Here is an 11,365-nt window from a genome sequence, read left to right on the forward strand (position 1 = left end):
ATGCCGAACCCCGCTGCCGACGCCGTCGAAGCCGCCCGTGCCACCGGCACCGCCGCCTTCTCGAAGTTCATGGCGATCCTGCAACTGATCGCCGACGCCGGCACGCCGCCCACCATCGCGCGGCTCGCCACGCAAAGCGGTTTTCCGCGGCCCACGGTGTATCGCATCGTCGGTGCGCTGATCGCGGAAGGCCTCGTAGCGGAGAGTTTGGGCGGCAGCACGTTGATTCCGGGCCCGCGTTTGATGACGCTCGCCAGCCGCAGTTGGGAGCGCTCGGACCTGCGCGTGGCAGCCATCGATGCGCTCCAGCAACTGCGCGACGCCACCCAGGAAACCGTGCACCTCGCCGTGCGCAGCGGCACGGAGATGGTCTACATCGAGAAGCTCGAAAGCCCGCATGCGGTGCGGATGGCGTCGCGCATCGGCACGCGCGTGACGCTCTATTCGAGTTCGGTGGGCAAGGCGTACCTCGCGGCCCTCGATGCGGCCACGCGCGACGCCTTGCTGCGCACGCTCACGCTGGAGCGCCTCACGCCCAACACGATCGTGGAGCGCGCCGCGCTTGCCGCGGAACTCGACGCAACGCGCGAGCGCGGCTATGCCGAAGACCGCGAAGAAAACGAGGCGCAGATCTTCTGCTACGGCTGCGCGATCATCGGCCCAGGCGGTGTGCCGGTGGGCAGCATCAGCGTGAGCATTCCGCTCTTTCGCAAGAGCGCGACGCCGCTCGAAACCTACGTTGCGCCCTTGAAGACGGCGTGCCGCGCCGTGAGCGAACGCATCGCGCCGCTGCCCGCCGGCAGCTTCTGAGCGCGGGCGCGAATATTGCGCCTCGGCGCCATGCAAAGGCGCAGCAGCACAGAACTCAACGAGCGACGAGGATGACGAGGCAATGGACACGGCCATGTCCCGCAGCAAACGCATCGCGGCGATTGTCGCGGGCGCTGTCGTCGTGGTGCTCGCGGGGGCAGCCATCGCGGTCTACATCGCCGAACGCGAAGTCAGGGAGTACGTGGTGGCCGCGCTCGGTCCGCAAGGCAGCGCCGCGCGCATCGACGTGGGACTCACCGCCATCGCACTCACCGACGTGCGGCTCAAGGCGCCGGCCGGCTGGCCCGCGCAGGACGCGCTGCGCGCCGCCCACGTCACCATCGTTACCGACCTGCGCGACCTGATGGCGCGAAGGCTCCACGTGCGCGAGGTCGCGGTGAGCGGTTTCGACCTGACGGTGCGGCGTGCGCCCGACGGTCGCATCGAACTGCTGCCGGGACTGCGCCAAACGCTCGCCAGCCCGGGTGACGCCGCTCCGACAAGCAGCGACGAGGACACGCTGCCGCGCGAGAAGCGCATCGACCGCATCGCCTTCGAAGACGGCACGTTCGATTTTTACGACGAATCGGTGAGCCGGCCGGCATGGCACATCGCCGTGACGAACGCGCGCGCCACTGTCGGGCCGCTGCACTTTCCCGCGCTGGCCGAACCATCGAACGTGAACGTGACCGGCGCCATTCGCGGACCATCGCACACGGGCACCCTCTCGTTCGCGGGCTGGATCGCCCTTGCGAACCGCGACTCACAGACCACGACGAAGCTCGCGGGCGTCGATGTCGTGCGGTTCGCGCCGTATCTGCTCAAGAAAGTGGGCACGAAAACGCAGATCGCGGCCGGCACGCTGGATGCGTCGGTGGAAGCCTCGGTGCGTAATGACCAGTTGCGCGCGCCCGGCACGATCACGCTGCACCACCTCGAACTCGCAGACACGGGCGATCCGCTCGACACCTTCCTGTCGATTCCCACCAAGGCCGCCGTGGCCGCGCTCAAGCGCCGCCACGACGACATCACGCTGCACTTCGTGCTGGCGGGCAATCTGCACGACCCGAAGTTCTCGCTCAACGAGAACCTCATGACGAAGATGGGGAGCGGCTTTGCGAGCGCCCTCGGCGTGAGCGTCGAGGGCGTGGCGAAAGGCGTGGGCGAAACGGCGAAGGGGCTGGGCGGCGCGCTGATGAATCTGCTCGGGCAGTGATGCCCTTGCTGTCACGTCAGTCACGTCATGTCACATACGCAGCGTGCGTAAAGGCGCGCCTCAGATGGGCAGGCCGAGGGCGCGCAGCTTCGCGTCGGTCTCGGCGTTGCTGGTGTGATGCACACCGTGCCAGCCCAGCGCGGTGGCGGCTTGCGCGTTCTTGAGGTTGTCGTCGATGAAGACAAGTTCGCCGGGCTGCACGCCGGGCAGATGCGCGTCGATGCGGCGAACCATTTCGGCGAAGATCGCGGGGTCCGGCTTCACCAGCTTCACGCGGCCCGACACCACGATGTCGCGGCAGCGGCGCAGGATCGGAAAGTTCTCCCACGCGTACGGAAACGTCTCCGCCGACCAGTTCGTGAGCCCGAACAGCGGCACGCCCGCCGCCTCCAGTCTCTCGAAGGTTTCGACGCCGCCATCGAGCAGCCCGCCCAGCATCTCGTGCCACCGTTCGTAGAACGCGCGAATCAACGGCTCGTGATCGGGAAACTTCGCGATGAGTTCGGCGGTGCCTTCCTCGATGGTCTGGCCGCCGTCCTGCTGGATGACCCAGTCCATCGCGCAGACGTGCGTGAGAAACCAGCGGCGCTCGGCTTCGTCGGGAATCAGTTCGCGGTAGACGTACTCAGGGCTCCAGTCCACGAGCACCCCGCCGAAATCGAAGACGACTGCCTTGATGGTCATACGAGCTCCATAGCGAGGATATCGGTGAGTGAGCGTAGGGTCGGCGCGCCGGCGGGTCCAGTGAGCGAGCGCCACTCGCCGCAATGCTGCGCGACGACGTCGGCCGCACGCGTGTCGCCCACATCGTGCGTGGTGTGCAGATCGTCCGCGACGGTGACGCGATAGCCGAGTTCGACTGCACGGCGTAGCGTGGCGTTGACGCAATACGGCGTGGCGTAGCCGCACAGAACGAGATGCCGCGCGCCTATGTCATCCAGCCAGTCTTCGAGATTCGTTTGGTGGAACGCATCACGCACGGTCTTGCGCACAATGCCGTCGCCGTCGTGGCGTGTGAGACGCGCAGCGATTTGCCAGCCGGGCGTACCCGACTCGACCTCACCGTCCCCCGGCGCGCCGTCGTGCTGCACGAAGCAGACCGGTACGCTCGCCAAGCGCGCTGCGGCAGTCAGACGGTTGATACCGTCGATCACTTCATCAGCGCGATACGCAGGCTTCGGGCCAGTGAAGAATTCTTGCTGCACGTCGATCACGATCACGGCGACATCGGTCATACGGCGCACTCCTCGTTTTCAGCTACTTGTTTGTGTTACCCGCGCCCTCACACCGCCTGCGTGCGCGCCTCAAGCCACGTCTTCGCCTCACCGCTCACGTGCGGCGAGACGCGCGCGCGCACCGTCTCGTGGTACGCGTTGAGCCACGCCCGTTCGTCGTCGCGCAAGAGCGGCAAGGCGAGGCAGCGCGTGTCGATGGGGCAAAGCGTGAGCGTTTCGAACTTCAGGAAGTCGCCGAATTCCGTGGTTTCGGACGCCACGTTCAGCACGAGGTTCTCGATGCGCACGCCCCACTTGCCGGGCCGGTAGATGCCCGGCTCCACCGAGGTGATCATGCCCTCTTCCATCGCCGTCCACGGCTCGGGCGGCGCGTAGTAGGAAATCACCTGCGGCCCTTCGTGCACGTTCAGGAAGTAGCCCACACCGTGGCCCGTGCCGTGACCGTACTCGGCGCCCGCTTCCCAGATGGGCGCGCGCGCAATGGCGTCGAGCATCGGCGAGCGCACGCCGCGCGGAAACTGCGCGCGAGAGAGCGCCATCATGCTTTTGAGCACCACGGTGAAGTCGCGCTTCTCGGCGTCGCTGATTGTGCCCACGGGCACGACGCGCGTGATATCCGTCGTGCCGTCCAGATACTGGCCGCCCGAATCGATCAGCAGCAAACCGTCGCCTTCGATCACGCTGTGCGATTCCGGCGTCGCCCGATAGTGCGGCATGGCGCCGTTCGCCTTGAAGCCCGCGATGGTCGCGAAGCTCGGCGAGATGAAGCCGGCGCGGCGCGCACGGGCAGCGGTGAGCCGCTCGTCGATGGTGAGTTCGGTGATGCGTTCGCGACCCAGCGCGCCTTCGAACCACGCGAAGAATTCCGCGAGCGCGGCGCCGTCCTGCTCCATGGTCGCGCGCACGTGGCCGGCTTCCGGCCCGGTCTTGCACGACTTGAAGAACGTGGACGGATTGATGGACTCCACGATCTTCACGTTCGCCGGCACCTTCTGCATGAGGCCGAACGTGACGCGGCGCGGATCGACCAGCAGCGCAGCGCCGGCCGGCAGCGCGGCGAGCGCGCCGGCTGCCCCGGAGTACGGTTCGATGCGCACGCCGTCGCGCGCGAGCGCCTCGGCGAGCGGCTCAGGCACTTTGCCGTCGGCGACGAAGAGCGTGGCGCGATCGAGCCCGATCAACGCGTGCGCGACGAACACCGGGTTGTAGTTGACGTCCGCGCCGCGCAGGTTCAGCAGCCAGGCGAGGTCGTCGAGCGTGGAAACGAAGTGCCATTGCGCGCCCTTCTCCTGCATGGCGCGGCGCACGCGGTCGAGCTTGCCCGCGCGGGTCACGTCCGCGTGCGGGGCCGCGTGCTCGTAGACGGCGGCAACAGGAAGCGAAGGGCGGTTCGGCCAGACGGCGTCGAGCAGATCGAGGTCGGTGCGCAGCTTCACGCCGCGCGCGCCCAGCGCGCCTTCCAGCGCCCGCGCAGCCGCCACGCCCAGTACCGCGCCGTCCACGGCAACCGTCGAACCCGCAGGCACGTTCTGCGCGAGCCATTCGACATGAGGCTGCGTCTGCTGGCCACCCGTCATCTTCATGAGCTGCACGCCGGTGCCCGCCAGTTGCGCCTGCGCCTGGACCCAGTAGCGGCTGTCCGTCCACACGCCCGCGAAGTCGCCGGTCACGACGAGCGTGCCCGCCGAGCCCGTGAATCCGGATAGCCACTGTCGCGCCTGCCAGCGCTCGGGCAAGTACTCGGACAGATGGGGGTCGGCGGATGGCACGAGGCAGGCCGCAACGCCCTGGGTGGTCATGGCGGCGCGCAGCGCGGTGATCCGTTCGGGAATGGAGGAGGTTTCGGGAAGTCGGGCGTTCATTGTTTCACCTGCGGGATTCAGCGACGCGACGCAAGGCCGGCCGTCACGGCAACGGCGAGAAGCGCGGCGGCCGTGCAAACCGGCCATTCGAGCGTATCGCCGTCAAGGAAGATGCCGGTCACGCTGCCGGCCATTTTGGCGACTGCCGCGCCGGCCACACCGGCTGCGATCGCAATGGCCATCTGCATGCCGCGGCGGCTGCGTGCACTACGATTACGCCGCGGGTGGAGCCACCAGCCGGCCAGACCGACCGCGGCACCCAGCACGACGATGCCAGTCCAGCCCATCAGCAGCCGCGCGCCTTCGCTATTTTCTGGCCTGTCGGACGGAAGGGAGGAACGCGGAGGCTTGCGGAGCGTGACATATTGTTCTCGGAGATTTTCACAGAAACCCGCCCCAAACGGGGGAATCCGACTGGACATTGGCGTGCAGGTCGACGTCGCACGCCGGACGCGGGCAGGCGTCGAGTGTAGGGGGCCAGATGTCCCAAAGCAAGCGCAAGCGGGTAAGCGCCGCGAGGCCGCACGACCACGCCGGCACTCGCGCCTGCCGGTGCGCCCCGCCCCATGCGGCAAAGCGGGAAACGCTATAATGGAGCCTTCGACCATAGCCCCACGTATGCAGCTTCTAACGATCGGAATTAATCACCACACCGCGCCCGTCGCCTTGCGCGAACGCGTGGCGTTTCCGCTCGAACAGATCAAGCCTGCACTCGATACGTTCCGCGAGGCCTGGTCGGCGCGCCGCTCGCTGGCCGCGCCGGAAGCCGCGATTCTTTCCACCTGCAACCGCACCGAGCTTTACTGCGCCACCGACGACCGCGCCGCGCGCGACGCAGCCATCCAGTGGCTCTCGGCGTACCACAACGTGGCGGTCGACGAACTCGCGCCGCACGTCTACGCGCTGCCGCAGTCCGAAGCCGTGCGCCACGCGTTTCGCGTCGCGTCCGGGCTCGATTCGATGGTGCTCGGCGAAACGCAGATTCTCGGTCAGATGAAGGACGCGGTGCGCACCGCATCCGAAGCGGGTGCGCTCGGCACGTACCTGAACCAGCTGTTCCAGCGCACCTTCGCCGTGGCGAAGGAAGTGCGCGGCACGACCGAAATCGGCGCGCAGTCGGTTTCCATGGCCGCCGCCGCCGTGCGGCTCGCGCAGCGCATCTTCGACAAGATTTCGAATCAGCGCGTGCTCTTCATCGGCGCGGGCGAAATGATCGAACTGTGCGCCACGCACTTCGCCGCCCAACAGCCGCGCGAACTCGTGGTCGCCAACCGCACCGCGGAACGCGGTCAGCGGCTCGCCGAGCGCTTCAATGGCCGCGCCATCCCGCTTGCCGACTTGCCCGCGCGCATGCACGAGTTCGACATCATCGTGTCGTGCACCGCGTCCACGCTGCCCATCATCGGTCTGGGCGCCGTGGAGCGCGCGGTGAAGGCGCGCAAGCACCGTCCCATTTTCATGGTCGACCTCGCCGTGCCGCGCGACATCGAACCCGAAGTGGGCCAGCTCGAAGACGTGTTCCTGTACACCGTGGACGACCTTGGCGCGATCGTGCGCGAAGGCAACGCCTCGCGCCAGGCAGCCGTCGCGCAGGCGGAAGGGATTATCGAAACGCGCGTGCAGAATTTCATGCAGTGGCTAGAGGCGCGCAGCATCGTGCCGGTGATCCGCCATATGCATACCCAGGCCGACGCGCTGCGCCGCGCCGAAGTCGAACGCGCGCTGCGCATGCTGGCGCGCGGCGACGACCCGACGGCCGTGATCGAAACGATGTCGCAGGCGCTCACGAACAAGCTGATCCACGGCCCGACTCACGCGCTGAACCGCGCAAGCGGTGAAAACCGCGATACGCTCATCGAACTGATGAGCGGCTTCTACCGACACTCAGGCCCGTCCGAGCGTTAGCGGCACTGCAGCACGCCGCGCCGAGCCTGCTGAAGCTCGCTCGCGGCTCACAACGCCTCGGGTCGCTACCCGGCCCCACCCATTCCCGCAGTCCTTTACGGAGCCCCTGGCACCGCCCGATGAAGACGAGCATGCAAAACAAGCTCGACCAGCTCACCACCCGGCTGGCCGAACTGAACGACCTGTTGAGCCGCGAGGACATCACCTCGAACATCGATCAATACCGCAAGCTCACACGCGAGCATGCGGAACTCGGCCCGGTCGTGGAGCACTACGCGCTCTGGCGCCAGGCGCAGAACGACGCGGCCACGGCGCAGGAACTGCTGGCCGACGCGTCGATGCGCGAGTTCGCCGAAGAAGAAGTGCGCGCCTCGCGCGAACGCATGGCGCAGCTCGAAGGCGAACTGCAGAAAATGCTCCTGCCGAAGGACCCGAACGACGAGCGCAACATCTTCCTCGAAATCCGTGCGGGCACGGGCGGCGACGAGTCGGCGCTGTTCGCGGGCGACCTGCTGCGCATGTATCTGCGCTACGCGGAACGCAACCGCTGGCAGGTGGAGATGATCTCCGCGAGCGAGTCGGACCTGGGCGGCTACAAGGAAGTGATCGTGCGGATCGCGGGCGAGAAGGCCTACTCGAAGCTCAAGTTCGAGTCGGGTGGACACCGCGTGCAGCGCGTGCCGGCCACCGAAACGCAGGGGCGCATCCACACGTCGGCCTGCACGGTGGCGGTGATGCCGGAAGCGGACGAAATCGGCGAAGTGGAAATCAATCCCGCGGACCTGCGCATCGACACATTCCGCGCCTCTGGTGCGGGCGGTCAGCACATCAACAAGACGGATTCGGCCGTGCGTGTCACGCACATTCCCACCGGCATCGTCGTGGAATGCCAGGACGACCGTTCGCAGCACAAGAACAAGGATCGCGCGCTCAAGGTGCTCGCCGCGCGCATCAAGGACAAGCAGTACCAGGAGCAGCACGCGAAAGAAGCGGCCACGCGCAAGAGCCTGGTGGGCTCGGGCGACCGCTCGGAGCGCATTCGCACCTACAACTTCCCGCAGGGCCGGCTCACCGACCACCGCATCAACCTTACGCTGTACCGCCTCGACGCCATCATGGACGGCGAGCTCGATGAATTGATCGCGGCGCTCGTGACCGAGCATCAGGCCGAGCAGCTTGCGTCGCTTGGCGACGCGGATTGACGGGTAGCCGTAGAACATGAACCACGACGCGCGACAACAGGACGACGCCAGCGCGAGTGCCTGCCCGAAGGCCGGCGAGCCTGGCGCGACGGCGGCCGAGTTGCTGCGCGCGTCGCCGCTGCCCGCGCTCGAAGCACGCATCCTGCTCGGTCACGCGCTGGGCTGGCGCCGCACGGACCTGATCACGCGCGGGGCCGAACCGCTCGACGAAGACGCCATCGCGCGGTTCCATTCGCTCGAATCGAGGCGCGTGGCCGGCGAGCCCGTCGCGCAACTCGTGGGCCAGCGCGAGTTCTACGGACTGGATTTCGAAGTCACGCCGCACGTGCTGATTCCGCGGCCGGAAACCGAACTGCTGGTGGAAACGACGCTAGCGGCCATCGCGGCTACGAACCGTCCGCGCGTGCTGGACCTCGGCACGGGCACCGGCGCCATCGCCGTTGCCATTGCGTCCACGCGGCCCGACGCGCTCGTCTGGGCCGTCGACCGCTCCAGCGAAGCCCTCGCGGTGACCCGACGCAACGCGGCACGGCTCGCTGACCCGGCTCGGCCTGGCGGGCCGCTCACGCTGATCGAAAGCGACTGGTACGCCGCGCTCGACCCGGCGCTGCGCTTCGACGCGATCGTGAGCAATCCGCCGTACATCGCGAGGAACGACCCGCACCTGGTTCAAGGCGACCTGCGCTTCGAACCGCGCGGCGCGCTCACCGACGAAGCCGACGGACTCGCGGCCATCCGCCGCATCGTGGCCGGCGCGCCGGCCTGGCTCGCGCCGCGCGGCGCGCTGTGGATCGAGCACGGCTACGATCAGGCCGAGGTGGTGCGTACGCTGCTCGCAGCAGCGGGCTTTCGCGAGGTGCGCTCGGAGCGGGATCTCGCCGGTATCGAACGCATCAGCGGCGGCGCGCTGGCCGGCTAGACACGGCTCGCCGCGAGGTCGGCCGCCGCGTGGCACGCTCAGCCCGCTTGAACGAAATCCGCTATCATTTCCATCTATCTCGCACAAAACCGTACACGCAAGGGCGCTTATGGACACGCAACAACGCATCAAGCAAATCGTCGACGAAAACGCGGTCGTGCTCTTCATGAAGGGCAACGCGCAGTTTCCGATGTGCGGCTTCTCGGGCCGCGCGGTGCAGATTCTGAAGGCCTGCGGCGTCGACCAGTTCAAGACGGTCAACGTGCTGGAAGACGACGAAATCCGCCAGGGCATCAAGGAATTCTCGAACTGGCCGACCATTCCGCAGCTTTACGTGAAGGGCGAGTTCGTCGGCGGCTCGGACATCATGATGGAGATGTACCAGAACGGCGAACTGCAGCAGCTTTTCACCGCTGCCTGATAGACGTCCAAGCGAGACGTCCGAGCGGGAGCGGGGCTGATCGTCGTACGGTTGGCGTCATTGATGCCGTTGGTGCCATTGGTGCCATTGGTCCGGCTTCCCGGTTGCGGCGCGGCGGCATAACGTACGCCGGCCCTCCCGCCCAACGCCTTTCCGTTTCTCTCCGCTCTCCAAGGCGCCGCCTTTCATGGATTCGAACGCAGTGCGCCGCCCCGGTCCCCGACGGCTGATCGTCGCCATCACGGGGGCGACGGGCGCCATCTACGGCGTGCGCACGCTCGACATGCTGCGCCGCATGGGCGGCGTCGAAACCCATCTGCTGATCTCCAGCGCTGGCTGGCTCAACATCCAGCACGAACTTCAGCTGACCAAAGACGACCTGCACGCCCGCGCCGACGTCGTTCATTCGGTGCGCGACGTGGGTGCGAGCATCGCGTCCGGTTCGTTTGCGACTGAAGGCATGATCGTCGCGCCGTGCTCGATGAAGACGCTCGCGAGCGTCGCCCACGGTCTCTCCGATAACCTCATCACGCGCGCCGCCGACGTCACGCTCAAGGAGCGCCGTCGCCTCGTGCTGCTCGTGCGCGAAACGCCGCTCAATCTCGCGCATCTGCGCAACATGACGGCCGTCACGGAAATGGGCGGCGTGATCTTCCCGCCGTTGCCCGCGTTCTACAACCGCCCCACTACGCTCGACGAAATGGTGGACCACACTGTGGGCCGCGTGCTCGATCTATTCGCGCTGGGGCCGGCGCTCTCGCCGTCATGGCCGGGCTTGCGCGGCGAAGAGGGATAAGCGGCGCTCGCACGCGTTGCGCAGGCCGTTATTCGCAACGCCGGCGAGGCAATCAAATCCGCGCAGACTCGTTTATCAAACGGCAGTGCGGCTTTATATTCGAGTCAACGAAACCTCGTCTGCCGCCTGCAAGGCGGCTCGCTGACATGACCCAATCCACGCCGCACGCCGACCGCGTGCCCAGCCTTTATCTCTCGCACGGTGCGCCGACGCTGCCTATCGATCCGGCTCTGCCCTCGGCTGGATTCACCGCCCTCGCGGCACACCTGCCGCGCCCGCAAGCCATTCTGATGCTCTCCGCGCATTGGGGCACGGCGCGACCGCTCGTGAGCACCGCGACGAAACCCGAGACGATCCACGATTTCTACGGCTTTCCGCGCGAACTCTACGAAATCGAGTATCCCGCGGCAGGCGCGCCGGACGTTGCGCGCCGCGCCGCGCAACTGCTCACTGCCGAAGGCATTCCGACCGGCGAGGAAGCGCACGGGCTCGATCACGGCGCGTGGGTGCCCATGCTGCTGATGTTCCCGCAGGCGGACGTGCCGGTCGCGCAGATCTCGATCCAGCCGCACATGGGTCCCGCGCATCATTTCCGTATGGGACGCGCACTGCGTGCGCTGCGCGACGAAGGCGTGATGGTGGTCGGATCGGGCCAGATCACGCACAACCTGCGCGCCGCCGACTTCGGCGCACGCCCCGAAGACGCCGACCCGCGCGTTGCCGAATTCACGGACTGGTTCGAAGCGCACCTCGCCGCCCGCGACATCGACGCGCTGCTCGACTACCGCGCCCGCGCCCCGCACGCGGCGCTCATGCATCCGACCGACGAGCATCTGCTGCCCGTCTTCGCGGCCCTCGGCGCCGCGGACGACGACTACACCGTCGGCGTGCAGTCGCTCGGCACGTACCAGCGTGCGCTCGCCATGACGAACTACGTGTTCGGTCACGCGTAAGCGTTTCATCGCGGGCGAAAAGTACAGTCGCTGCAGCCCATAAAAA

At 67.1% G+C, this 11,365-nt stretch carries 12 protein-coding genes; 8 read left to right on the forward strand and 4 right to left on the reverse strand.

The window, feature by feature from the left end:
* Together PXJ20_RS00340 and PXJ20_RS00345 are read left to right on the forward strand one after the other, a co-directional pair.
* Positions 1–810, forward strand: coding sequence for an IclR family transcriptional regulator (locus tag PXJ20_RS00340; protein WP_421029909.1), 810 nt, complete (start codon positions 1–3; stop codon positions 808–810).
* A gap of 94 nt (positions 811–904) precedes the next feature.
* Positions 905–2,026 carry a DUF748 domain-containing protein gene (locus PXJ20_RS00345; RefSeq protein ID WP_421029910.1) on the forward strand — a complete coding sequence of 374 codons (1,122 nt, stop codon included), beginning with the start codon at positions 905–907 and terminating at the stop codon, positions 2,024–2,026.
* A gap of 60 nt (positions 2,027–2,086) precedes the next feature.
* Here the strand turns inward: PXJ20_RS00345 and PXJ20_RS00350 are convergent, their stop codons facing one another.
* Genes PXJ20_RS00350 through PXJ20_RS00365 form a run of 4 tightly spaced genes read right to left on the reverse strand, consistent with a single transcriptional unit; the run spans position 2,087 to position 5,545 of the window.
* A complete protein-coding gene (locus PXJ20_RS00350) occupies positions 2,087–2,710 on the reverse strand; it encodes an HAD family hydrolase (protein WP_421029911.1) in 624 nt (207 codons plus the stop codon).
* Entirely contained in the window at positions 2,707–3,261 is a 555-nt protein-coding gene (locus PXJ20_RS00355) for a cysteine hydrolase family protein (RefSeq protein WP_421029912.1), read from the reverse strand. The genes PXJ20_RS00350 and PXJ20_RS00355 overlap by 4 nt, the downstream gene beginning before the upstream one ends.
* A gap of 47 nt (positions 3,262–3,308) precedes the next feature.
* Positions 3,309–5,123 (reverse strand): aminopeptidase P family protein, encoded by a 1,815-nt coding sequence (locus PXJ20_RS00360; protein WP_421029913.1) that lies wholly within the window; start codon positions 5,121–5,123, stop codon positions 3,309–3,311.
* 17 nt (positions 5,124–5,140) lie between these two features.
* Positions 5,141–5,545 carry a hypothetical protein gene (locus tag PXJ20_RS00365; protein ID WP_421029914.1) on the reverse strand — a complete coding sequence of 135 codons (405 nt, stop codon included), beginning with the start codon at positions 5,543–5,545 and terminating at the stop codon, positions 5,141–5,143.
* Positions 5,546–5,741: 196 nt separating this feature from the next.
* Between PXJ20_RS00365 and hemA the strand changes: the two genes are divergently transcribed.
* The 6 genes from hemA to PXJ20_RS00395 all read left to right on the forward strand — a co-directional run bounded on the left by hemA (position 5,742) and on the right by PXJ20_RS00395 (position 11,319).
* On the forward strand, positions 5,742–7,028 hold the full coding sequence (gene hemA, locus PXJ20_RS00370) for a glutamyl-tRNA reductase (RefSeq protein WP_017776135.1): 1,287 nt from the start codon (positions 5,742–5,744) through the stop codon (positions 7,026–7,028).
* Between the two features lie 119 nt (positions 7,029–7,147).
* Positions 7,148–8,230, forward strand: a complete 1,083-nt coding sequence (gene prfA, locus PXJ20_RS00375) for a peptide chain release factor 1 (RefSeq protein WP_017776136.1) — start codon at positions 7,148–7,150, stop codon at positions 8,228–8,230.
* A gap of 16 nt (positions 8,231–8,246) precedes the next feature.
* A complete protein-coding gene (gene prmC / locus PXJ20_RS00380; RefSeq protein ID WP_421029915.1) occupies positions 8,247–9,149 on the forward strand; it encodes a peptide chain release factor N(5)-glutamine methyltransferase in 903 nt (300 codons plus the stop codon).
* Between the two features lie 109 nt (positions 9,150–9,258).
* Positions 9,259–9,570 (forward strand): Grx4 family monothiol glutaredoxin, encoded by a 312-nt coding sequence (gene grxD, locus PXJ20_RS00385; protein ID WP_017776138.1) that lies wholly within the window; start codon positions 9,259–9,261, stop codon positions 9,568–9,570.
* 187 nt (positions 9,571–9,757) lie between these two features.
* Positions 9,758–10,366 (forward strand): UbiX family flavin prenyltransferase, encoded by a 609-nt coding sequence (locus tag PXJ20_RS00390; protein ID WP_421029916.1) that lies wholly within the window; start codon positions 9,758–9,760, stop codon positions 10,364–10,366.
* Positions 10,367–10,512: 146 nt separating this feature from the next.
* Positions 10,513–11,319, forward strand: a complete 807-nt coding sequence (locus tag PXJ20_RS00395) for a DODA-type extradiol aromatic ring-opening family dioxygenase (protein ID WP_421029917.1) — start codon at positions 10,513–10,515, stop codon at positions 11,317–11,319.
* Positions 11,320–11,365: the final 46 nt, after the last annotated feature.

It is taken from the genome of Paraburkholderia sp. A1RI_3L (assembly GCF_048957895.1).
GTDB lineage: Bacteria > Pseudomonadota > Gammaproteobacteria > Burkholderiales > Burkholderiaceae > Paraburkholderia > Paraburkholderia kururiensis.